The 26,275-nt window shown below is 42.5% G+C and carries 14 protein-coding genes; 13 read left to right on the forward strand and 1 reads right to left on the reverse strand.

The genetic code is table 11. The features are described from left to right. Positions 1–42 precede the first annotated feature (42 nt). Positions 43–2,112 carry a hypothetical protein gene (locus L2B55_RS01995; RefSeq protein WP_237848618.1) on the forward strand — a complete coding sequence of 690 codons (2,070 nt, stop codon included), beginning with the start codon at positions 43–45 and terminating at the stop codon, positions 2,110–2,112. 47 nt (positions 2,113–2,159) lie between these two features. Continuing rightward, positions 2,160–4,340, forward strand: coding sequence for a right-handed parallel beta-helix repeat-containing protein (locus tag L2B55_RS02000; protein WP_237848619.1), 2,181 nt, complete (start codon positions 2,160–2,162; stop codon positions 4,338–4,340). 163 nt (positions 4,341–4,503) lie between these two features. On the opposite strand, the gene L2B55_RS02005 is transcribed toward L2B55_RS02000, so the two are convergent. Further along, positions 4,504–5,850 carry an IS1380 family transposase gene (locus L2B55_RS02005; RefSeq protein ID WP_237847370.1) on the reverse strand — a complete coding sequence of 449 codons (1,347 nt, stop codon included), beginning with the start codon at positions 5,848–5,850 and terminating at the stop codon, positions 4,504–4,506. Between the two features lie 380 nt (positions 5,851–6,230). Here L2B55_RS02005 and L2B55_RS02010 point away from each other — a divergent pair, with 380 nt between their 5' ends. The 11 genes from L2B55_RS02010 (at position 6,231) to L2B55_RS02060 (ending at position 26,254) form a co-directional block, all read left to right on the forward strand. Beyond that, the gene (locus L2B55_RS02010; protein ID WP_237848620.1) at positions 6,231–8,024 is read left to right on the forward strand and encodes a hypothetical protein; all 1,794 of its coding nucleotides are present in this window, start codon (positions 6,231–6,233) and stop codon (positions 8,022–8,024) included. 57 nt (positions 8,025–8,081) lie between these two features. Next, the gene (locus L2B55_RS02015; RefSeq protein WP_237848621.1) at positions 8,082–10,451 is read left to right on the forward strand and encodes a GH92 family glycosyl hydrolase; all 2,370 of its coding nucleotides are present in this window, start codon (positions 8,082–8,084) and stop codon (positions 10,449–10,451) included. A gap of 60 nt (positions 10,452–10,511) precedes the next feature. Next, a complete protein-coding gene (locus L2B55_RS02020) occupies positions 10,512–13,247 on the forward strand; it encodes a glycoside hydrolase family 38 N-terminal domain-containing protein (protein WP_237848622.1) in 2,736 nt (911 codons plus the stop codon). A gap of 130 nt (positions 13,248–13,377) precedes the next feature. Continuing rightward, complete coding sequence (locus L2B55_RS02025) at positions 13,378–14,826, forward strand: sialate O-acetylesterase (protein WP_237848623.1); 1,449 nt, start codon at positions 13,378–13,380, stop codon at positions 14,824–14,826. 413 nt (positions 14,827–15,239) lie between these two features. Continuing rightward, positions 15,240–16,232 carry a phytanoyl-CoA dioxygenase family protein gene (locus L2B55_RS02030; RefSeq protein ID WP_237848624.1) on the forward strand — a complete coding sequence of 331 codons (993 nt, stop codon included), beginning with the start codon at positions 15,240–15,242 and terminating at the stop codon, positions 16,230–16,232. A gap of 36 nt (positions 16,233–16,268) precedes the next feature. After that, a complete protein-coding gene (locus L2B55_RS02035) occupies positions 16,269–17,669 on the forward strand; it encodes a sugar porter family MFS transporter (protein ID WP_237848625.1) in 1,401 nt (466 codons plus the stop codon). A gap of 13 nt (positions 17,670–17,682) precedes the next feature. Continuing rightward, a complete protein-coding gene (locus tag L2B55_RS02040; RefSeq protein WP_237848626.1) occupies positions 17,683–18,558 on the forward strand; it encodes a phytanoyl-CoA dioxygenase family protein in 876 nt (291 codons plus the stop codon). A gap of 3 nt (positions 18,559–18,561) precedes the next feature. After that, positions 18,562–19,377, forward strand: a complete 816-nt coding sequence (locus tag L2B55_RS02045) for a sugar phosphate isomerase/epimerase family protein (RefSeq protein WP_237848627.1) — start codon at positions 18,562–18,564, stop codon at positions 19,375–19,377. 16 nt (positions 19,378–19,393) lie between these two features. Continuing rightward, on the forward strand, positions 19,394–21,331 hold the full coding sequence (locus L2B55_RS02050) for a right-handed parallel beta-helix repeat-containing protein (RefSeq protein ID WP_237848628.1): 1,938 nt from the start codon (positions 19,394–19,396) through the stop codon (positions 21,329–21,331). Positions 21,332–21,349: 18 nt separating this feature from the next. Then, positions 21,350–23,284, forward strand: coding sequence for a DUF1565 domain-containing protein (locus L2B55_RS02055; protein WP_237848629.1), 1,935 nt, complete (start codon positions 21,350–21,352; stop codon positions 23,282–23,284). 591 nt (positions 23,285–23,875) lie between these two features. Continuing rightward, complete coding sequence (locus L2B55_RS02060) at positions 23,876–26,254, forward strand: glycoside hydrolase family 38 C-terminal domain-containing protein (protein ID WP_237848630.1); 2,379 nt, start codon at positions 23,876–23,878, stop codon at positions 26,252–26,254. Positions 26,255–26,275: the final 21 nt, after the last annotated feature.

Genomic DNA, 26,275 nt, shown 5'->3' on the forward strand with positions numbered 1-26,275 from the left:
TCGAATTTTTGAAACGGATCTAAGGACTTTATTATTACTCAAATGAAAAGGTTGCTTCTTTTATTGTGTTTTATACCATTTATGGCGGAAGCTACAGATTTCACAATCGTCTCTCGGAGCGGACATCCAGCTGTTGCTTTCAGTATAGCTGAACTAAAGAATTTTCTGGACAAAAAGGATGATTTGCACTACACCAGTATGGGTAAATCAGTTGATTGGATCATTACTTTAAAAAAGAATTCCTCCTTAAAGGAAAGTGCTTTTGCCGTAAACTGCTTTGTCAGAAACAGAAAGCAATACATTGAATTGAGTGGGGCTGCAGATAAAGATATTCCCTGTGCGGTTTACACGCTGTTGGAGAAGCTAGGTTATACTTTTGAGTTCAACGGTTATTATCTTGATGGAAGGATCAATAAAGGAGCGATTAAAAACTATTCCGAAATTATTGTGCCTGCGGTGAAATATCGTGGTATCCGTCAGCACATTAATTTCCCCATGGACATTTCTTCTTATTCACTATCGGATGCAAAGCAATATATACGCAACCTTGCAAGGTTGCGTTTCAATTTTATTGCGTTTCATAGTTATCCGGGGCAGTGGTACGAAGTAAAAAGGAAAGACACAACAGTATATGCCGGCAATTTTTTTTACGGCGACAGGCATGATATTCCTGATCATGCACTGATAAAAAAGTATGTACATAACAACAAAACATACTGTATACCGGAGATAGAACCTTATTTTGATAACCGGCCCAGGCGAAGCAAAATGTCGGTGCAGTGGCTGCAGGAGGTGATGAAAGAAGCCAAACGGACAGGCATGACCGTACAGTTTTCGTTTGAGCCCAGAAACAAATCGACTGATATACAGCCAACACTTGATGCACTGCAGCAAATATACCGGCAATACCCGATGGCCGATGCCATTGAAATGATCACCGAAGAAAGTGGTGGCTGGGGCCCCCGAAACACTGCTGAAGAATCCAAAACGATTCTTGGCTCATTCTTCGGCACAGAAATTTTAAAGGATAGTATCCTTACATCTCCTATTGAGCTGGTACAGTCAGATCTTGGTTATGTCTATGGACAAATAGGACATGTTATTAAGGTAATAGAGGCCGCCAATCAACAACATATTTCATTGCCGCCACTGAAGTTGGGCATTTATTGTACCAACAAATACAATGCACCAGCCTATCATCTTGCAAGAAAATATTTAGCTGCCGGTAAGATTTGTCTCCTGCCTGCGCATGGCAGCGAGTATGTGGCCCGCAATGTTCCAAAAGTTCTGCCAGATACAAACGACAGGAAGAATTCCATCATCTACTCCTGGCTTGAGTTTGATGGTATGATGTATCTGCAGCAAAATGGTATAAAAGGTATTTATGAATTGCTCAATGAGCAGCATGGAGGATCGTTCGGAGGGATGAACACCGTAGCATTTAACCATTGGCGTACTTCTGAGAATAGTATCATAGCCCGTTATGCTGCACTGGCAACCATTTATGGCGCTGAAGCTCCCGAAGCTTTTTACAGAAGCTATGCGCAACGGCTGGGTATATCGGATCCGGAAAAATTTAGCAAAGCCATGAGTTTGCTGCAAAAGGCCTTTAGTGCGTACACTTCTAATCTGGGTTTTGCCTGGATCGGATATTGGAGAAATGGATTTCAGTTTCAATCCGGTAAAGTAATGAAGGACATGCTTGAGCAATACGAAGAAGCAAGGCAGACTTTACTTAGTTGTGCAGCAGGAAATAAAAACAATTATGCTCAAACTGCCATTTCTTTTCTGGATAATCGGTTAAGAGCCACCAATATCTATCTTCAGGCATTTATTAAAGCCAATGAGTTGAACGCGCCGAACATCAGCAATGAACAATACAATTCAATCTGCAACGATGTATTGAATATGTTTAATGAATGTATGAAAGTGTATGCAGAAATGATGCCCGACAGAGGCTGCGAAGGAACACTGATCAACTTATACCTGGCGCCGGTAAAGGCAATCAAGGTATCACGACAAAAGAAAACCGGTGTTCCGCTGGATGAACCTTTAATACCAACCTTACATTTTGATGCACCTGCTGCGCCAATTTATAAAGATGGTCATTAGGCGCATCCAATAATATTTAAGTGTTTTTTATTACAACTATTAATCATATGAATAGAAGAATCTGGAGTGGTATAGTTTATTTCCTGGTGATTTTTATGGGGCTTTCGGCCAATGTTTTTGGGATCAGTTTATATGTATCACCCAATGGGAAAGATAGCAACAAGGGCAGCAAACAAAGTCCTTTACTTACGCTGAATGGTGCAAGGGACAGAATAAGGGAGCTCCGCAAAATTGGCCCTGTCAACGAGACCATTTATGTTATAATTGAAAATGGGGTTTATTATATGTCGCGACCGCTTGAACTCAGCAGCGACGATGGTGGCAGTGCAAAAGCGCCCGTAGTATATAAAGCAGCAGATGGTGCATTCCCTGTTTTTTATGGAGGTATTGAAATAAAGGGTTTTACAAAAGTGAATGATCAGTTGTGGAAAGCCTTTGTTCCGCAAACAGCCAGTTTCGGTTGGTATTTTGAACAGCTTTTTGTGAACGGTAAAAGAGCGCAGCGGGCAGTAAGTCCTAATACGGGATTTTATAATCTCAAGAGCGCCACTGAAACAATCCTGGATAATCAGGGAGCCAATGCCGGCTTTGCTGTTCAACAGGTTGGGCTTGACAGTGTGGGTGCTGCAAAGGAGCTGAGTACGGTTGATAGGAAGGAATGGAATGATGTAATATTTAACTTTTATCATAAATGGGATTATACGAGAAAGCGATTGCAGTATCCTAATACTGAAAGTACAGGCTTCTATGTTGAAGGTAAAAGCATGAAGCCTTGGAATAAGCTTGATGGGCACACCTTGGTTTCCATTGAAAACTATCGCCAGGCGCTGGATCATCCGGGTGAATGGTTTTTGTCACGTAGCGGAGAATTGTTCTATATTCCCTTGCCAGGAGAAACCATTGAGAACACCCGTTTTATGGCGCCCATTGTGGACAAGTTTATTGTCATGCAAGGCAATGAGCAGACCTGCAAACAAGTTGAACATATCCGTTTTGAAAATCTCCGGTTTAAGGTTTCCCGGTTTCAAACCGGAGTAAACGGGATAGAGCCCCAGCAAGCTGCGGCACAGGTAGATGCAGTTATCCTGGCTGACTTTGCCAGCAATATATCTTTTGCAAATTGTGAAGTTGGGCATACAGGTACTTATGCATTCTGGTTCAGAAAAGCTTGCAGCAACTGTGCCGTTCAGCATTGCCTGATGCAAGATCTGGGTGCTGGAGGTATTAAGATTGGCGATGTCATTCGTCCGCAGAAGGGAATTACGGTTTATAGCGACACTTTAAAAACCGATGCGGTTGATTCAATTGGGTATCAAAAATATCTGACCCGAAAAATAAAAATTGATAATAATATTATTAGTGGGGGCGGAAAAATATTTCCCTGCGCAGTAGGCATTGGTATATTGAATGGATCGGATAATACAGTCAGTCATAATGAGATTTCTGATCTGTACTATTCAGGTATTTCTGTTGGCTGGGTTTGGGGTTATTCTTATAGTGCGGCTAAGCGCAATACCATTTCTTTCAATCACATTCATCATTTGGGCTGGGGTGTTTTAAGTGATATGGGAGGCATTTATACTTTGGGGGCATCGGAAGGCACGGTAGTCCGAAATAACACCGTTCATGATATTTATGCCTATAGTTATGGTGGATGGGGCTTGTATACTGATGAGGGGTCAACTGGTATAGTGATGGAGAACAACCTGGTATACAACTGCAAGAGCCAGGGCTTTCACCAACACTTTGGAAGGAATAACATAATCCGTAATAATATTTTTGCTTTTAACGGGAAATCGCAGTTGGCTGCTACCAGGATTGAAAAGCATTTGTCATTCAGGTTTACTAGCAATATTATCTATTTCACAAATGGAGAGCTGACTAATAGCAACTGGCCTAGGGTGAACATATTATCAGATAGCAATTGCTATTGGGATACCCGTACTCCAGACGTTAAAATCGATACGATCAGTTTTGACAAATGGCGACAATTGGGAAAGGATCAACATTCTCTGGTAGCGGATCCGATGTTTGTTGCACCTGAATCCTTCAATTTTAATTTCAAAAATTTTGAACTATGCAAGAAGATAGGATTCAAACCATTCAACTATGCTGAGGCCGGCGTGTATGGTTCAGCTGAATGGAAGCAGAAAGCCGTAATGCAACCAGAGAGAATGAAGCAATTTTCGATGGCTCAATTTCCTATAAACCGAACGGGTAGAGATTAGCTTATGAGGATGGTATAAGCGTTGTGGCGTTAGGGGCGATCTCAGGAAGAAGGGATAAAAATCCATTTGAAATAGCACCAACGGGTTGAATTGGTCAGAGTCCCCTGTCATGTATTGGCAGGGGACTCTTTTTTATTTTTAACCCAAAAAAGTCATTAGGGATTTAAGTTTTTGTCAAGTCAAATGTTTTATTACAATTCCATAGGCCGGTAAACCATTCTCTTCGTTTCATGGCCAGCGACAGTTTTAGGATTTTCTGGCTGCCGTTTTTTACCATATACCCGCCAATGGCAAACACCTTGTAGCGTAATGTTTTCAGGCGTTGTTCTACTTGGGTATTAAGCACGACCTGCCTGAAAAGGCTGATGAAGTTATAGGCCATCATCACCCAGTTCAGGGCCGCTTCGGTGGCATCAAAGTTTTTAAGATTGAAGCTGTCTGCCCCAAAATCGTATTTCAGTTCTTTGATCCGGTTTTCGCAATTGGCCCTTTGCCGGTACAGATTCCACACCTGAAGTGCCGGCAGGGTTAAATCGGTGACAAAACAACTGTAGCGGTAATTTTTATAAATGCCCTCGTCTTCAAATAGTTTCAGCGTTTTGCCCGTTGCACAGGGGCGTTCACTGACTTGCTGGCGGACCATGACCAGCCTTCTGGGTTGATCCCACAGGGGACTTTGATAAGTGCTTTCGGCCACTTCGATACCAGCAGTAACTTTTACCCACAGGTGTTGTGCGGCGAGTTTTTGTTGGATCGGTTTGTACTGCCGGGCGGCAATGATGTAGTTGCCCACTTGTGGACTTTGCTCCAGATACTCAAATACTTCTTTACCGTAAAATCCACTGTCGGCCCTGAATAAGCCTATTTTTTTACCGTTTAGTTTTTCGATCGTATCGGCTAAAAAGCCCTGAAAATTATTGCTCGTATAGCTGTCGCCGCTTCGCAGCCAAAAGTTGGCGACCATTTTTGTTTCCTCTATAAAGGCGATTAAAGGATGATGACTGTTGCGGCCTGGCTTAAGGGGGTTGTATCCTTTTTTACTACCCTGTTGCCCGCCGTATCGGGTAAGGATGGTGGAGTCGACATCCAGCGTGTAATTATCATACTGCAGATTGCCAAAAAACCATTGGTATAAAGGGGTGAAGATCTGCTGGTTGGTGGCCAGGGTATGTTTATTAAAAAAGCGCTGGATGGCTTTACTGCCTGCCATTTGTTTGAAACCCCAGCATTGTTTCATGACCGCATCATGGCGCGTTACCTCGCAATGTTCAAACTTGTTGGCCCCACACCATATACTGGTCATAAACTGTTGGATGAGTTGATGCGGAGAATACCCCCGGTTTGACCCTGGGGCTGGCAATGGCAACTGATCCAATGCAGCTTCAAAATCCATCCTGTCCAACATTTTTTTCATCAAAATAATACCCGACCAAGGAGTTATTTCTTTGTCTGTAAAGTCAATTTTCAGGTCCAAGTTCAAATAAGGTTTACTTACTGCAATTTCCTCCAATTTACATTGGTATAAAACCAATAGTTATCAACAAGTTAACACTCTTAATTTCTAATGGCGGTCATTAGAAATTGAGGCTAATGACTTTTTTGGGTTTAAACTATTTACTTTATGCCTTTTTAGGACTCGAAGGATAACAATTTACATCTCTAATGTGAAAAAAAACGAAAACGTTTGAAAGAGTAATTTCAAACGTTTTCGTAACCTGATTTTACAAGTAGCTGCCTATCATTTTTTTGATTTGTTATTATTCCACTTTAGTTTAAGCTTTTTCAACAAGGTTGTTATATACAAAGTCCATCTTTAGTATAGGATAATCCATTTTGGAAAGAACTGGAAAAAGTAGGTTTGCTATTTATCAAAGTGAGAAAATCATTAACATGAACGCCCGATTGTTATTATTCCTGACCCTGTGTATTTTTTCGTTGCAAGTTTTTTCACAAAAGAAAAATGAGGGTTATATTTTGGATATGGTTCACCATAACCCAGGTGAATCATTAACCCAATCAATTTTTAATGACCCGAAAGTATTGGCAGAACAAGGCTATACCGGGCAGGTTATGAATGATTTTACATTTGCTCATGCTGCTATTACTTTCAGGAAGCTAAGCCCAGCGATCTTTCCAGAGGGTTCCAAAGAATGGCAGTGGGTAATGAATGCTGCTGAGACGGTAAAAAAGAATATTAAAGCCGCTCATGCCGCGGGTATCAAAGTATATTATTTTACCGACATCATTGTATTGCCCAAAAAGCTCGTGGAATTGTATCACGATGAAATATGCGACAGCCTGGGCCGCATATCGTTTGAGCGTCCCCGAACATTGGAGATCCATAAAATTATGTTGGAAGAATTGTTTGAAACTTTTCCAGACCTGGATGGGTTGGTAATCCGCACAGGGGAAACCTACACAAACAATGTTCCTTATCATACAGGCAATAACCCAATTACCAATAGAGAGCAAAGCCATATCAAACTAATTAACCTGTTACGGGAAGAAGTGTGTGTGAAAAGAAATAAGACCATATTTTATCGTACATGGTCTTTTGGTGGGATGCACGAGTCGCCAGACTATTACTTAAATGTGGTCAACAATATTACTCCTCACCCGCAGCTTATATTTTCTATTAAACATACAAAAGGTGATTACCTGAGAACCTTTAGTTTCAATCCTACCTTAACGCTCGGCAATCATTCCCAGATTGTTGAAGTGCAATGTCAGCGTGAGTACGAAGGAAAGGGAGCATACCCCAATTATGTAATGAATGGTGTGATCAATGGCTTTGAAGAGTATGAAACCAATACACCGCAAAAAGGTAATAAATCGCTAAATGATATTAAAAACAGCCCCAACTTTAAAGGTGTTTGGAGTTGGAGTCGTGGAGGAGGCTGGGTAGGCCCTTATATCAGCAACGAATTTTGGTGTAAGCTCAATGCCTATGTAATTGATCATTGGGCTTCCAATACAGCGCAAACCGAGGATGAGGTGTTTGACCGTTTTATGGATGAAAACGGTATCAGGGGTGCTTCGCGTAAAAGGTTTCGGCAATTGTGTTTGCTTTCGGCGAAAGCTGTTCTGAGAGGACATTTCAGTAGTGCGCTGCCGTTTGAAAACGGGTGGACATGGTGGATGAGAGACGAGTTTCTGGCTGGGATAGACTCTATTGTAGAAGTTGATAAACATAGTTCTGAAGGGCCGTTGTATCATGCATTTTCCAAGTATTACAATCAGGGTCTGTTGCAAAAAGCCGTAGACGAAAAATATGAAGCGGTAAGGATGTGGCAGTCGATAGAGGCATTAAGCCGGAAGATACAAATCAGCAATAAAGCTGACCAAGACTATGTTAGGGTGTCCAGCCAATACGGATTGTTGTTGCATAAGATCATTGCCGAAGGGTGGAATATCATGGCTATGGGGTTCGAAGGGGATAAAACGGGCATTTACAATAAAGCTAAGATTAAAACTTCCGTTGAAAAATATGATCGCTACTGGAAACAGTATGAAGATCTGAAGAATCAAAATCCTTCTTGCGCTACCCTTTACAAACCGTATGCTTTTGTGTTTATCGGTCCTAAATACCATTTAACAAAAGGCATGAGCGCTTCCGTTGATAAATATAGAAAGTTGGTCAAAAGCGTAGACTTATCCATGAAGGCTGATTCGTCAAAAAAATAATTTCTTCTTGCTTAGACGGTAAATAAATACAGACAATTAATGATTAGAAAATACAATATGAGAGTTTTTTTGTTGGGATTATTTTTTTTCACATTCGCAAAAGCATTCGGCCAGAAGCCTGCTGACCTGGCGAATCCGCTAGTGGCCACTGCAAAGCCTCGCTTTGATTTTTTTGCAGCCGCATCTTTGCCATATGGCATGGTGGCTTTAAGTCCCGATACCCATCACGGTGATTTGTGGAATGCAGGATATCGCCATAACGATGAATATATTTTCAACTTCAGTCATATTCATAATACTCAAACGGCAGGGATTCCGGTAATGCCTGTTGTTGGTCCATGTAAGGCATTACAAGGTTTAGAAGCTACTAAATGCAAATTGAATCACCAGGGTGAAGTTGCAAAGCCTGGATATCATAAGCTTTTGCTTCCTGATTATGGAATCACTGCAGAATTAACATCTTCTCAGCGTGCAGGCTTTCATTGTTATACATTTCCCGCTACCAAAGAAGCTCATATCATTATGGATCTGACTGCAGCCTTGGGACCGGTAAAAATGCTGAAGGGATATGCAAAAAAAATAAGCAACACTGAAATAGAAGGATACTCGGTAAACGCGCCCACCTTCAGGAGAAAGAAAAACTGTACGGTGTACTTTTATGCTAAGTTCAGTAAGCCCTTCGACAAAATAAACTTCTGGAAAGCTGCTGATCTAGATCCTGAAAAAAAAGTATTAGTTAATGGAAACCTAACCGATGATCCCAAAGCAGGTGCATATGCCAGCTACAATAATCTTAAACAGGGGGAGCAAATCATGATGCAGGTAGGGATTTCATTTGTAAGCATGGAAAATGCGAAAATGAATCTCAACAAAGAAATTACTGATTGGGATTTTGAGGGAGCGGTTGTAAAGGCTAAGCAGGCATGGAACGATTACCTTGGCCGGATTGAAGTGAGTGGTGGAACGAAGAAGCAGCAGGTGAAGTTTTACACCGATTTAATGCATACCGCTATTGGCCGCAGAATAAGTGAAGATGTGAACGGTGCATATACCGACAACACCGGACCTGCACCCGTTGTTCGATATATTCCGCTAAATGCAAAGGGTGTTCCGTCGTATCATTTTCTGGATGCTGATGGTTTATGGGGCTCTCAATGGAACCTTAATATTTTATGGTCGATGGTATATCCCGAATATGGAAATGATTTGGCCTCCACTTTTCTTTCTTACTACAAGAATATGGGCTTGTTGGGCAGAACATCCTGGGGTGGACAAGAATGTTATGTGATGGTGGGCGATCAGACAGTGCCCCTGTTGTCAGCTTTGCTCCAGACCGGACGGGCAACTTTTGATAAAGAACTAGCCTTTAAAGGTGCTTACAAGAATGCGTTTCCGGGCGGCACAAGGGACAGGGCAGGTTATGAAGCCGGTCCTACTCCTGAGGGCGGCGGTATCGACTGGTATCTTAAATACGGCTATGTGCCTATTGAGATCAAGGATAGAGGTGATGGATATAACCGCGGAGGAGCTTCTATGACTCTAGAATATGCTTACCAGGATTGGTGTATTGCTAATATGGCATCTACCTTGAATAAGAAAGAATATTGCCCGGAGTTTATGCAAAGGGCCGGGTACTGGAAAAATATTTTTGATGCCTCCAAGGGCTATATAAGACCCAAAGACACTTTGGGTAACTGGCTTACTAACTTCGAACCGGTAGGAACAAAAAAAGGCACTAATCATGCCACCCCAGGTTTCATTGAATCAAATGCATCTATTTACAGTTATTATGTTCCCCAGGATGTGAAAGGATTAATACAAGCCATGGGTGGAAATGATGCTTTTGTAAATAGATTAAATGCTGATTTTGAAAGTGGAGTTAATAAAGGTTTCGCGGCAGAGCATGGTGAACACTACGCTGCCCGTGTTGATTACGACAATCAACCTGGCTGCCACATGGGCCATTTGTTCAGTCACGCCGGCGCACCATGGTTGACGCAGTACTGGGTAAGACAAGTGAAAGAGGCAACTTTTGGCGATACCACTGCTACAACAGGTTACAGGGGCGATGAAGACCAGGGACAAATGGGTGCTTTAAGTACTTTGATGGCCGTGGGTCTATTTGATGTACAAGGCCTAGTTGATGTAAATCCAACTTTGGAAATCACTTCGCCCATCTTCGATAAAATCACGTTTAAACTGCCAGGTAAGAAACAGTTCGTTATACAAACATCATCACCTGCCGGAAAAGATAATACCTACATACAATCGGTAGAATTGAATGGGAAATCCTGGAACAGTTTCGAGTTTCCTTTTAAAGAATTTGCAGGTGGTGGTTCAATGAAAATAAAGCTTGGATCTGAACCCAACAAAGCATGGGGCTCTAAGCCGATTTTCAAAGATGGTAAGGAAAATTTAGTAAAGTAATTTGCAAGCATAAGACCAACAAACAGCTTATACTGTTTCATATAGTCGAATTGTATAACAATGAAAAAAATAAAATTAGTTTTCCTTTTAATGTTAATGCTTCCTTTACTGTTGAAGGCACAGATTAGCGCTGTTGATGCAGGCAAAGGGTCGGCAAATAATACGGTTACAGATATTGTAATCGCGTTCAAAATGCATGTTGATATTGGTTATACAGATTGGGCAGAAGGCGTGCTTCAAAAATACAGCGGGCCCATGCTTGAAAAAACGTTAGACTATATTGATCAAACCGCTTCGTTGCCAAAACAAGAACGGTTTGTGTGGACGATTCCCGCCTGGCCACTCCAGTACATGCTCGATAATTGTTCTCCCCGTAACAAAGTGCGACTGGAAAAGGCGATTAAAGAACAAAGGATAGTTTCTCATGCCCTGCCATTTACAGTAGAAACGGAATCGAGCGACATGGAAAATCTTGTGCGTGGGCTTTCAATTGGCGATAACCTTAATCGTCGTTTGGGTTTAAAACCTGCCCGCGATGCCAAGTTTACTGATGTGCCTGAGCATTCCTGGGTTATCCCCACCTTGCTAAAAAACGCTGGTGTCGATATTTTACATATTGGCTGTAATTCAGGTTCCGCATCGCCTGATGTACCTACCTTGTTTTGGTGGCAAGGGCCTGATGGTTCAAAATTACTTACCTTTTATTGGGCACAATATTATGGATCAGGAATTTTACCGCCGAAAGACTGGCCTCACAAAACCTGGCTGGCCATGATTCATACGCACGAAAATACAGGGGCGCCAGATCCTAAAGAGGTAGCAGCCTTGTTAAAAGAGGCCCGTGAGAAAATGCCTAATGCGCGGATACATATCGGCAGAATCGCTGACTTTTATGATTTGTTGATGAAGGAAAAACCGCAATTGCCAACGATTAAAGGCGATATGCCGGATACCTGGATTCATGGATTTATGTCGATGCCTGAAGAGGTGAAAACGAATAAAAAGTTTCAGCGTGAAACCTATGTGACCGAGCAGTTGAATACTCATATGAATTTTTGGAAGGGGAAAGACGTTTCTATTGATAGGTATGTGAATGCAGCTGCAGAAAACATGTTGCTTTTTGATGAACACACTTTTGGGGGAGCACTGTCACATGGCCATCAACTTTTTTGGAAATATGGTGACGATTTCAAGATTAACAAAGCTGAAGGGAATTATTATTTCCTGGAAAAGTCTTGGGAGGAGAAGTCGGCTTACACACGAAAAGCAGAAAAAATGATCTGGCCTATAAAGCGGAATCTTCTTTTTGAGTTGACCAAATCAGTGAAAGAGAAAACTTCGCATGTAACCGTTTATAACCCTTTGCCATGGACAAGAAACGGTCGCGTAAGTCTATTTCAAAGCTATTATGAAAATCCGTCCCACCAGGTACCGCCCATTAAAGCGGTGAAAGACATGGAAACCGGTAAAGTGATACCTGTTTACCAGGATCACAACTTGCTTTCTTTCGATGCAACCGAAATCCCGGCAGGCGGTTACAAAACTTTTGTTGCGATGGAAAATGCTGAAGAAATGTCATCAACGCTTTCAGTCAATGAGCAAAAAAATGTGTTGGAAAACAAATTCTTCAAAATAACAATCAATCCTTCAACGGGAACTTTGCTTTCAGTTCTTGATAAACAAAACAAGCGCGAATTGATCGATGCTAAAAGCAATTATGCTTTTGGTGAATACGTGTACCAACAACTGGGACAGGAACAAGTGGAGACCTATAACACGAGTTACGCAAAACCTAGCAGCCTTGTATGGTCAGGACAGGAATTTATAAGGTTAAAGGGCCAGTTGCCTAACCAAACTGCCCTAAGGACCTCTGGAAAATGTAATAAAATAGAATGGCTTAATAATAATAGCATCATACGTGCTACGGCCATGTGCCAGTTAAATGACAGCTCTGCACAACAATACCTGGTGAGCTATACATTGTACGAAAACCAACCGTATATCGAAATTACAATTGGGCTGGATGGAAAGAAAGGAATACCTAACCCCGAAGCCGGCTGGATAGCATTCCCATTTGCTTTAGATAAACCTGAATACCGGTTGTTACGTACAGGCGGCATTGTGGATCCCCAAAGGGATCTGGTGAACAATACCAATCACGACTTTTATTTTCTGAACACCTCGATGGCCATGTATGATCAGAAGGGTGGCATTGGCCTGAATTGCCCAAATACACCCGGCATAAGCATAGATCAACCCGGCATTGGCGTGTATTCCAAAACAAAAGCACTTACAACAGGAACCGTACTGTCCAATTTGTACAATAATGTTTGGGGGACCAATTTCACTGAGTGGGTAGAAGGTTCGCATGCGGCTAAGTTTTATATCTGGAGTTATAAAAACTATGATGCCGAATCTGCATTGGTTACACCCGCGGAAGAAACTCGCACGCCATTAAGCGCCGCTTTTTATGCTCCTTCAGGCAATGCCTATGCTTATAATTACGCAACAACAGGTGAACTGCCCAATATGCAAAGGGGACTCGAATTGGATCGTAAAGGTGTGCTGGTAACTTCTTTTAACAAAAAAGGAAATAGCGCAGTTATTCGTTTCTGGGAACAGGCAGGTAGCCCAGGTAAATGCACGGTAAAGCTTCCGGGAAATACCTCATACAAAAAGGCATACTTGTGTAATTTAAGAGGTGATCAACTGGATGAAAAGGGGATCTCAATTCTTAATAATGCTTTTTCATTTGAGGTCGGCGCCAACCAGCCATTGACATTTATGCTGAAATAAAGGAACCTTTAGTGTTGTTTAATCTTTGCATAAGAGCGCAAGAAGATGCAAAGGCATATGACAGTTTGCAAATTCGTAAGCGCGCGTTTTTTGATACGAAGGGCCCTAGTTATCCAAAGTAATTTTAACAATGAAATTAAAAACATTATTCACTCTTATTCTTCTTTTGACTTCTTCTGTTTGTATTCAAGCACAAGTCAGACTCCCAAAAGTATTGGGAAGTAATATGGTATTACAACGCGAAAAGCCGGTGCCTGTATGGGGATGGGCTGCTCCCGGCGAAAGTGTTACTGTATCTTTTTCGGGCCAGCAAAAAACGACGAAAACCGATATAGCTGGAAATTGGAAAGTAATGTTATCTCCTTTAAAAGCTTCGGATAAGCCCCAGGTATTGACAATAACTGCCAGCAATACCATTACGCTTTCAAATATTCTTGTGGGTGAAGTATGGTTATGTTCAGGACAGTCGAATATGGAATATCCGATGAAGTTGAAGTCCAATTATGCAAAGCCTAAGAAAGGCGTGGACAGTTCCGCCCTGGAGTTAACCAAAACTTATCCCAATATTCGCATATTTAAAGTAGAAAAAGTACTAAGTACTCCTGACGTAACAACTACCGGCTGGAATGAATGCGGTGGTACGGCCTTAGAGCAGTTTTCAGCGGCTGGTTTTTATTTCGCAAAATCTATTCAGGCAGAGCTGAACATACCAATTGGTGTCATTTCATCATCATGGGGTGGCAGCCGCATTGAGCCGTGGACACCTTCTGAGGCTTATGAAGTTTTACCCGCATTTGCAGCAGAGCGCGATAAGACGCCTTTTATGGTTGATAAGGTTGTTCCTGGAATGAATTATAAAAGCATGATACAGCCTTTAGCCCCCTTTGCAATACGTGGCTTTCTATGGTACCAGGGCGAGTCAAATTGCCTGATCAATGATGGAATACGTTATGCCGATAAAATGCAGGCTTTGATTGATGGTTGGCGCAAGCAATGGGGAAATAACAAACTCCCTTTCTATTCAGTATTGATTGCTCCTTACTATTATTCCAAATACAAAAATGACATACTGCACATGCCGGAAACACTTCCAGAGCTTTGGGAAGGACAGACACAAGCGTTAAAGATACCACATACAGGGATGGCTGTTGTGACTGACCTGGTGGATACCCTTACTGATATTCACCCATCTTATAAATGGGAAGTGGGCAGGAGGCTTGCTTTACTTTCAATGGCTAATGATTATAATAAAAAGGTGGTATGCAGTGGACCTGTTTTTAAGAGCATGAAGGTGAAAAATGATAAAGCCATCTTGTCCTTCATTTATTCAGATGGATTAAAAACTATTGATAGTAAGCCTTTAAACTGGTTTACCATAGCTGGAAAGGATGGCAAATTTGTACCTGCAACAGCTAAAATTCAGGGTAATAAGATTATTGTTTCTGCTCCTGAAATTACCAAGCCTACCACAGTGCGTTTTGCATGGAACGAAGCAGCTATGCCAAATCTGTATAACGGAGCAGGACTTCCTGCAGCTCCTTTTCGTACAGATGCCGCTGATTGGAATTATAAAAATTAATAAACCCGTAGCTCTCCTAAGTCTCCTTTATGAGAGACTTAAAAAACAAAAAAATTAGATCGAATCGTCTTGAAATAAGATAATGTTTTTAATGATCATCCCAGTTTCCGAGGAGGCTGGGATTTTTTTTGTTTTCATCTCAAAGATTAAATGCTGTCGTTTTTCAAAGTATCAAGGTTTGTCCTATTAAAGTCCATTCTTAGTGTGGATTAATCCATTTTAGAAACGGCTGGGATTTCTCTTATTGTGAAAAAATACGAAAACGTTTGAAAGGGTATTTTCAAACGTTTTCCTAGCCTGGTTTCACTTTTACTGCTTTGGCAAATTTTTGATTTGTGATTAATCCACTTTAGCTTAAGTGCCTCAATTGATAATATGTAATTATAACCTAAATCATTATAAAAAAATTGGCTATGAAAAATAATGAAACCACTTCTATTGACCTGTCAAATTTCAGCAACCCGATTGCCAATATATTTGAACAGCCGAAATGCGCCGCTGAATGGGAACAATATGTCTTAACAGAGGAACAAATTCGTTCATTTCACGAAAACGGCTATCTCTCGGGTATTAAGATATTAAGCGAGGAACAGGTAGATCGGCTGAATGAAGAATTGACAAAGCTGCAATCCGTAACGGGCGAAGAAAAACAATTGTTTTATTATTATGAGAGCAACGAATCGGAAGACCCCAATAAAGTGCTTTTTCATGCAATTGGAGCATGGCGTATTACACCAGGCTTTCATGACCTTATTTGGTCTCCAGCCTATCGCATGGCGGCATACCAGCTAATGGGACAATCGTTCAGGCTTTTTCACGATCAGTTATTTTGTAAGCCAGCCAAGCATGGTGGCGTGGTGGCATGGCACCAGGACTTTTCTTACTGGACTTTTACCAAACCGATGCAACACCTTACCTGCTGGATCGGCCTGGATGATGCCAGTGTAGAAAATGGTTGCCTTTACTATGTTCCGGGGAGTCACAAATGGGGTTTACTGCCAATCACAGGTCTTGCCGGCGATATGGATTCAGTTAAGCAGGTTCTGACCGAAGATCAATGTGTTGCATTTGAAAAGAAAGTGGCCAATGAACTGCCTAAGGGTTATGCAAGTTTTCATCATCCGCTGACAATGCACGGCTCCTATGCCAATTATTCTGAAAGATCTCGCAGAGCCATAGTTATTAATGCAATGGGACATGAAACGATGGGCAACACGGCAGGATATGAACGAATGGACGCTTTATCCAGCTTTCCGCCTATGGAACAAGATTTGGTGCTTAACAGCCAGTTTTTCCCTTTATTGTTCGATGATAAAGATCCCGAAATCAAAGACCTTTTAAGTAGTATTCCAGTTCTTAAAAATGGTTCCATAGTGAATGCATCACATTCAGTGGAGCTTAAATAGAAACCTACGATCCATTCACTTTTTAAATTCTTTATCTTGAATACCTCAACCAAAAATACCGTTGCCTTCGAAATTGATGAGGCAACGATGCCAGGCAAAGCAAGCACCAAGTCCAATATGTGGTTCATTATGCTTGTTAGTGGCGTAGCTGCATTAGGTGGACTATTGTTTGGGTTTGATACAGCCATCATTTCCGGCGCGATCCCTTATATAAAAGACTACTTTGTCATGGATGAATACATATTAGGGTGGTCGGTAAGTTCCATTCTGGTAGGATGTGCTATAGGGGCAATGTTTGCCGGATATTTCGCCGACAAATATGGAAGACGACTCATCCTGATTGTGTGTGCTTTACTGTTTGCGGTTTCAGGTATAGGAGCAGGAATTTCACATCAGTTATTTGTGTTTATCCTGTTTCGTCTGATTGGCGGCTTGGGAGTAGGTGCAGCAGCTATGGTGTCACCCATGTACATTGCGGAAATGTCGCCGGCAAAATGGCGGGGAAGGCTCGTTGCCTGTTACCAAATGGCTATTGTGATCGGGATCCTTGTGGCCTACTTTGCCAACTATGTTTTCGATGGAATGGGTGATAATAGCTGGAGATGGATGTTTGCTTCGCAGGCAGCACCGTCATTATTGTTTTTTCTGTTGTTGCTATTGGTGCCTGAAACGCCCAGATGGCTTATCATGAAAGGAAAGAAGGCTGCCGCAACAGCCATTCTTGAAAAGATTTCGGAGACTGAATCAATCGAAAAAGAGGTGGCCGAAATTGAAAACAGTTTTCACGCTAAGCATAGTGTTTCCATCAAACAGCTGTTCATCAAAACCTATAGACCAGTTGTATTGATCGGAATAATAGTGGCTGTATTTCAGCAGGTAACGGGTATCAATTCGATCATATACTATGCGCCTGTTATTTTTAAGGAGACAGGTATTAGTAGCTCCTCGTCCCTATTACAAACCATTGCGATCGGTGTCGTTAATATCATATCAACTTTTATAGCTATTGGATTGGTAGATAAAGTGGGCAGGAAGAAACTGCTGTTAATAGGCAGCGTGTTGATGGGAGTCTCATTGGTAGCAGTGGGGCTTTGTTTTCGCTACAGTTATTTTGATCATTATATCGTACTCATCTTCATGTTGCTATATGTTGCTTCGTTCGGGGCTACAATGGGCGCAGTGGTTTGGGTATATATCTCCGAAATTTTTCCTAACCTTATTCGCAGCCTGGCATTATCAGTGGCAACATTATCCTTGTGGCTGGCCGACTTTGCCGTAACCCTTAGCTTCCCGGTAATGACAAAACATTTAGGTGTGGCTTACACCATGTTTACTTATGCTGTATTCTGTGCTTTGGCCTTTGTTTATATGTTCTATAATGTGAAGGAAACCAAAAGTAAATCATTGGAAGAAATTGAGACGTTATTCATCTCATAAAACATTTTACACTATGAACAGAGAACATTCTTATATAAAAAACGGAAGTATCAGTAAAGAAAACATCGCTTTCTATGCTGAATATGGATACCTGGTTGCATCTGATCTTTTGTCGCCTTTTGAAACTGAAGAGTTAAAAAAGGAAACTGCAGCTATTTTCCGTGGAAATCGCGGTGATGTAGATGGTCTGCTGCCTGTTGACGAGCATGAAATGGATGCCGAAGTATTGAAAAAATATGTGGCCATTCATTTTCCACATAAGATTTCCCCGGTGATTTATAAGTATTTGTTTCACCAAAAGATCATTAGTGTATTGGTGAATGTTATTAGTCCCAATGTGAAGTGCATGCAATCCATGTTGTTTGTGAAGGGACCTGGCAAAGCGGGGCAGGCATGGCACCAGGATGAGTTTTATATTCCTACTCGCGACCAATCACTTACCGGCGTTTGGATCGCTATTGACGACGCTTCCATCGAAAATGGTTGTCTCTGGATCATTCCAGGTCGGCCCGGGCATATGATGAGGAGAGTGAAGAATGATTCCAATGAATATGCTGATGTGGATACCATTGATGTATCTCCTTACAGTTCTGATCAGGTGATTCCGGTAGAAGTCAAAAAAGGTTCGGTAGTATTCTTTAATGGATATACCCTGCACAGCTCACGTCGTAATAAAACAAGTGATTGTTTCCGCACCGCCTTGGTCAATCATTATATGAGTGCCGAGTCAATGTTGCCTTGGGATCAGGATGGAAAGTTACCGTCTACCGAAGATTTGCGAGACATTGTGATGGTAGCCGGAGACGATCCTTATGCCTGGAAAGGATTAGAAGATGCCAATAAGCCTTATTTACGCCCTGAAGTATTACAAATTAAAACCGAATTATAACCTATGGAGATTCAATTTTATTGCCCCCGTTGGGGAAGTGAAGCCTTAAGTTGGGCAGCTTTTGGTCAAAAAGTAAGTGAGGCCGGTTATGACGGCTTTGAATATGGCATGGCTCATAATGCCAGCGAACAAGAAATGCACCAAGTTCTAAGCGTCGCCGAAAAAAATAAGCTGAAGATTATTGTACAACACTACGATACTGTCGAAGCGGAATTTTCAAAACATATCGAACTATATAGTGCCTGGCTTGAAAAAGTAAAGTCTTTTCCGTGCGTAAAGATTAATTCCCAGACCGGTCGCGACTTTTTTAACATGGAGCAGAATAGCGCTCTGATAGCGACTGCAACACTGTTTACTCGTCAAACAGGGGTGAATGTAGTGCATGAAACCCATCGTAATAAATTCTCCTTTGCGGCTCATACAACCAAAGAATATCTCCACAAAATACCGGATCTGAAGCTTACACTCGACGCATCACATTGGGTATGTGTGGCAGAATCATTCTTAGAAGATCAGGCTGAAACAATGGAGCTGGCTATTCAGCGTACCGAGCATATCCATGCAAGAGTAGGTTATCTTTGTGGACCGCAGATTCCGGATCCGCGCATGCCCGAATGGCAGCATGCATTGAATGCGCATCTGAGCTGGTGGGATAAGGTGGTTGAAAGAAAGAAAAAAGAAAACACTTTATTAACGATCGCACCGGAGTTTGGTCCATATCCTTATATGGTGCACCTGCCGGCTAATTCATCGCCCATCTGCAATCAATGGGATGTGAATGTTCATATGATGGAATTGTTGAGAAACCGATACAACTAACAAATCCGGCTTTTAAATGAAAAGAGTCTTTATTTTATTACTATCATTAAGTAGCATTTCTGCTTTTGCAAAAGACAAATCAACTAATGATAAACTTCCTCACGCTAAGGAATACCATGTTTCGGTGAATGGAAGTGATAAGAATGACGGGTCCGTAACGAAGCCTTTTAAAACCATTATGGCTGCGTCGAACGCGGCCATGCCGGGCGATGTAATTACCGTACATGCGGGTATTTATCGTGAACAGATCACACCACCAAGGGGAGGCAATTCCGATCAGGAAAGAATCGTATACCAGGCTGCCAAAGGCGAGAAAGTAGAGATCAAAGGCTCCGAAATCATCAAAGGTTGGAAGAAACTGGAAAACGATACCTGGGAAGCAAAGATCCCGAACAGTTTTTTTGGAACATTTAATCCTTATAGCGACCTGATCCGTGGCGATTGGTTTTTGCCTACACCTAAAGAACGGAAATATCACACAGGTGCAGTGTATTTAAACGGCGACTGGTTGATGGAAGCTGCTTCACAACCGGAAGTAATGAAAGCTGCTGATGAAAAAAATCAACTGTGGTGGGCCGAAGTGGATGCAACCACTACTACCATTTGGGCACAATTTAAAAATGTAGATCCCAACAAGGAAACCACCGAGATCAATGTACGACAAACTGTTTTTTATCCCAAGAAACCTTTTGTCAATTTCATTACCGTAAGAGGGTTTTTGATGCAACATGCCGCCACCAACTGGGCGCCACCAACTGCAGAGCAAATGGGCTTGATCGGCACCAACTGGAGCCGTGGTTGGATCATCGAAAACAATACGGTTCAATATTCAAAATGTTCAGGTATTGCCTTGGGCAAGCATGGAGATGAATGGGACAACAAGAATACTGAATCCGCCGAAGGTTATGAAGGCACAATCAGGCGGGCATTGGCTTTTGGATGGAATAAGGGGACAGTCGGAGGACACCTGGTGCGAAACAATCAAATTGCCTATTGTGAGCAAACTGGTATCGTTGGCAGCATGGGCTGTGCGTTCAGCCGGGTTGAAAACAACCAGATCCATGATATTCATGTTCGTAAATTATTTGCAGGCTGGGAACAGGCTGCCATAAAATTCCATGGGGCGGTGGATGTAGTCATCAGTGGCAATCATATTTACCGGTCGGTTATGGGCATGTGGCTGGATTGGATGGCGCAAGGGCTACAGGTAAAAGGCAATCTGATGCATGATAATGGGCGGGACCTTTTTATCGAAGTTAGTCATGGCCCTGCTTTGGTAAGTAACAATATTTCGCTTTCTGAGAATAGCGTTTTAATGAACTCCCAGGGTACAGCTTTCGTCCATAATCTTTTTGGCGGCAAGTTCAGCATTGTATATTATGATAGCCGCCTGACGCCTTATCTTTTGCCCCATTCCACACATGTGGTAGCCACTCATGATAATCCAAGTGGAGAAGCACAGTTTATTAATAACCTGTTTGTAAATGGAAGTGATGTAAGCAATTATAGTAGTGCGTTATTGCCGGTATCATTTGATGGAAATGTGTACACGAAGGGATCTGTTCGGGCCATTGGTGTAAAGGAGAAAAGGGGAATGGGGGAATTGAAAAAGGATGCGGCCGAGACAATGAAAAAATATAAAGAGCAGTTGGCAACAGAAACAAATGCGTTGGTGAAAAATGAATTTGACGCTGCAGATACTTTGTTGCTGCAGGAAAATGGTGTGTACCTGGAAATAGCGTTGGATAAAGATTGGTTGGCCCAAAAGAGAAATTTGGTAACCTCATCGATTTTAGGCAAAGCCCGCATCTCTAACGCCCAATTTGAAAACCCTGATGGTTCACCATTGAAAATAGATACTGATTATTTCGGCAATAAGCGCAATACAGCCAATCCTTCACCGGGTGCTTTTGAAATAAAGGAAAACGGAAAACAAAAGATAAAAGTGTGGTAACCCGTCAGTAAATTAAAAATGAAAAAAATATTAATTGCAGTATTTGCATTAAGCAGCTTTTCTGCTTTTGCAAAAGACAAGTCAAATAATGATAAACTTCCTCACGCCAAGGAGTACCATGTGTCAGTGAATGGAAGTGATAAGAATGACGGATCATTAAGCAAACCCTTTAAAACCATTACGGCGGCGTCGAACGTGGCGGTGCCCGGCGATGTAATTACCGTACATGCTGGTATTTACCGTGAACAAATCACACCCCCAAGAGGAGGCAATTCCGATCAGGAAAGAATCGTATACCAAGCCGCCAAAGGCGAGAAAGTAGAGATTAAAGGCTCCGAGATCATCAAAGGTTGGAAGAAACTGGAAAACGATACTTGGGTGGTAAAGATACCCAATAGTTTTTTTGGCAAATTCAACCCCTATAGCGACACTATACATGGTGATTGGTTTTGGCCAAAGCCGAAAGAAAGAAAATACCATACAGGAGCTGTATATCTAAAAGGTGACTGGCTGATGGAGGCTGAAAACAAAGATGAAGTGATGCAGCATGCTGATCTGAAAAATCCGCTCTGGTGGGCTGAAGTGGATTCAACTACTACAACCCTATTTGCTCAGTTCAAGTATGCTGATCCCAACAGGGAGACTGTTGAAATAAACGTACGGCAAACCGTATTTTATCCTAAGGTACCTTATATCAATTTTATCACCGTTCGTGGCTTTACTATGGAGCATGCGGCCACCAACTGGGCTTCCTGTACAGCAGAACAAAAGGGATTACTGGGAACACATTGGAGCAAGGGGTGGATTATTGAAGACAATATTATTCAGTACTCCATGTGCGCTGGGATTACTTTGGGTAAATACGGTGACAAATGGGATAATACCTGTGAAGAACGGGCGGAAAGTTATGTGGCAACTGTTGAGCGGGCCCAGGCAAATGGCTGGAATAAAAGTACTGTTGGCAGCCATGTTGTTCGAAATAACCAAATAGCTTATTGTGAACAGGTAGGTATCGTTGGCAGCATGGGCTGTTCTTTTAGCACCATTGAAGGCAATCTAATTCACGATATTTTTACGAGAGGCATGTTCAGTGGTGCAGAGATGGCAGGAATCAAGTTTCACGGAGCGATTGATACCCGAATTTGCAATAATCATATTTATCATACCTATTTCGGTATTTGGCTCGATTGGATGGCGCAAGGAGCACAGGTGAGCAATAACTTATTACATGAAAATTCCTGGGATCTGTTTACGGAGGTAACGCACGGTCCTATTTTAATTAGCAATAATGTAATGCTGTCGCCCACTAATTTAAAGATGAATGCAAGTGGTGTGGCTTTTGTTCACAATCTTTTTGCAGGGAGGATGGATGTAATTACCTATGAAAAGCGATTAACGCCTTATCATAAGCCTCATTCTACAGATATTGCAGGATTTCATGATAACCCCGGCGGAGGCCTGCAGTTTATCAATAATTTATTCGTCGATGGTGGAAACGCCAGACCGTGCGACAGCATGTTGTTGCCGGTAAAATTTGCTGGAAATGTGTACGTCAAGGGTGCTAACATATTGCAGCCCATTGATTATCACAGGAAAAGCAGTCGAAAAATGCTCGAGCTGCCTGCTCTGCAATGCAAAACAGAAATAGATGCTCTAATGAAACCAGAGTTTGATGCAGCTGTTGGGTTGGTCAATGAGAATGGCAATGCCTATTTGAATATCTGTTTTGATAATAGCTGGTTGGTTGAGCAAAAAAGAAAATTGGTTACAACTTCGGTGCTCGGCAGTGCGATAATTCCCAATCAGCCTTTTGAGGACCGGGATGGGAAGGTGTTGAGCATTGATACCGATTATTTGGGCAACAAGCGTAATTCGGACAATCCTTCTCCAGGGCCTTTTGAAATAAAGAATAGTGGGAAACAAAGAATTAAACTATGGGCGGAAGGCCGGTAATGATGCTTGGGAGGTGAAAATACCTAATCAGATTTTCGGAAAGTTCAATCTAGGGAGTTTCGCCGTAACCTCTACCTGAGGACAGGCAAGCTCCTTCCTTTTTTGGCAACGACATCTAAGGAGTTCATCAGTTTAAACTTTGGTAAAACACACATATTTTGTGTTCAGGAGTTGTTGAACAAGCTTCACCTGCGCCTTGTGAAGGACGGTATCCTTGCGGTAGCCTGGTTTATAACAATATTTGGTACTACATAACGTCAAACGCATTAATAAGATAATATGAACAAGTTCTGCATTGGGATACTCTCCCTGTTGTCGCTAAATCTTACAGCAACAACAGTTTGTGCACAAACCTCATCTCTAAAGGACAAACAAACGGAAAGTTTTACACCCAGCAAAGCCGTGAAAGAGATTATTGTGGTGTTTAAAACACACTTCGATATTGGCTACACCCATCGGGTAAAGGATCTTGTGCAGTATTACCGTACCGACATGATCGATAAGGCCCTCAAAGTAATGGACGAATCGAAGTCACTGCCTGCCGAACAGCAATTCAAATGGACCGCTCCGGGTTGGGTGATGTCCAAAGTGATGGAGCCCTGGCCAGGACAGACAGCGGAGCGGCGACAGAAACTTGATGAAGCTTTTCGAACCGGAAAATTTATTACCCATGCCATGCCCTTTACTGTTGAAACGGATCTATGCGGACCGGAATTGGTGACACGTGGACTGGGTTTTGCTTCCCGACTCACAAGGCAATACCAACTTCCTCTTCCGAATTCAGCGAAAGTGACCGATATGCCTTCTCATTCACGTGAGCTGGCTACCGTTCTCAGCAATGCGGGTGTGAAGTTTTTACATATAGGGTGCAATTGGCCAAGCGGGTTTGTACAAACACCGGGACTGTTTTGGTGGGAAGGACCTGATGGTACACGGTTGCTGACCTTCTATTCAAGTGTTTACGGTACAACAACAGGGCTTCGTTGGCCAAATGAGTGGGGAGGTGGTGAGCATTTTGTTGGACGTGGATTATTGCCTCCATCTGACTGGCCTTATGCAGTTTGGCCTGCCATTTTTGTAACATTGGATAATAGCGGCCCTCCTACGGCATCGCAGGTAAAAGCATTGTTTGATGAAGCAATGAAAAAGATGCCGGGCGTGAAAATTAAAGTTGGTACGATGGATGAGTTTGCCAACGCCTTGCTGGCGACACACCCTGATTTACCAGTGGTGAAAGGCGATATGCCAGATACCTGGGTGCATGGCAGTATGTGCGACCCGGGCGGAATGAGCATGGCCCGCCAATCGGCTCCATTGATCGCAACAGATGCTACGTTCAATACACAATTGAAAACATGGGGGCTGCATGTACCTGCTGTTGCCGATTCTGTTGCCAAGGCTTATGAACTGATGGCTTTGTATGCAGAGCATACCTGGGGAGGCAGCAAATCGGTTAACAAATACGGCGAGGCATTTAAACAATTGCCGCCTTCCCAATATGCTGATCTGGAAGCATCATGGGAAGATAAAACAGATTATAGCCGTGGCGCATGGAGTATCGCTAATCGTTTGAAACAGAACAATCTCGCCTTGCTTGCAAAATCTGTAAAATCTGCTCCCAACAGTATCATCGTGTATAATCCTCTTCCCTGGCAGCGAAGTGGCCTGATAGAGGTAAATGGGCAACAGGTGTTTGTCAAGGATATACCTCCCAGTGGGTACAAAACTATTCCTGCGCCGGATAAGCAGATTGTGCAAATTTCTGCCAACAAATTCATCGAGAATCAATTCTATAAGATAACATTCGATGCCAACAAAGGGACCATATCATCATTGATTGACAAACATACCGGCCGCGATTGGGCCGCTAATATCTCAGGACGCCAGACTGGTCAATATTTTAACGAACGGTTTACCTATGAGCAGGCGGCAAGCTATACGGCCGCTTACCAGCAGGGACGTGGAGAGCAAGCCGTGGGGGAAAAGAAAGGTTGGCTGCATCCCGGCATTAACAAGCCTGGTATGATCTCAGAAAATGTTGTTCCTTATCGCATGGCGTCTCCAGCCGGAGGAAAACTGGTTATCAACGTCAATGGATTACAGCAAACCGCCATCCTTGAAATGCCCGCTGATACAGCCAGACATTTACCCGGCTCACGATTAAAAGTAACCCTTACCGAGGGACAGCCTTATATCGATCTGGAGATAACCATTCTCAACAAGGCGAAAGATAACTGGCCCGAGGCTGACTGGCTCGCTTTGCCGTTCAATATAAAGGATCCTGTTTTTAAAGTGTATCGCCCGCTGGGGATCATGAATCCGGCTACTGATATTTTGAAAGGCGCCAACAAAGACCTTTATTCGGTAGGTCAGGGTGTTACTCTAACCGATGCTGCCGGTAACGGCATTGCTGTGTGCCCGATCGATCATCCGCTGATTAGTTTGGATACGCCGGGCTGCTGGAAATTCTCTCTCGATTTTGTTCCTAAAAAACCTGTTGTATATCTCAACCTCTACAATAACCAGTGGAATACAAATTATCGGTACTGGTATCCGGGCTCCTGGAGTTCCCGTGTAAGGATCTGGTCATTAGACAAATATAAAACACAGCCTGAAAGCATGACTGTTCCGGCATTGGAAACAAGTTATCCGCTACAGGCAGTAGTGGCAGGAAACGGCGATGGCACATTACCTGTATCCCAAAAGGGAGTAGAGTTGTCTCGCAAAGGCATACTGGTTACAGCATTTGGTGATGATCCCGATGGCAACAAGGGTACGTTGCTGCGTTTATGGGAAATGGCTGGAAAGTCGGGAGAGGTTGCTATTGCCCTGTCGGGACAAAAACATTTTACCATGGCCACACCTGTTAATCTTCGTGGCGAAGTAAATGGAAAGACGATAAAAATTATCAACGGAAAATTCAGTTGCCCTATCAATGGGTTTGGGCCCGCAAGTTTTATTCTGGAATAATTGAGTATACTGATTTACTTA

It is taken from the genome of Solitalea lacus (genome assembly GCF_022014595.1).
GTDB lineage: Bacteria > Bacteroidota > Bacteroidia > Sphingobacteriales > Sphingobacteriaceae > Solitalea > Solitalea lacus.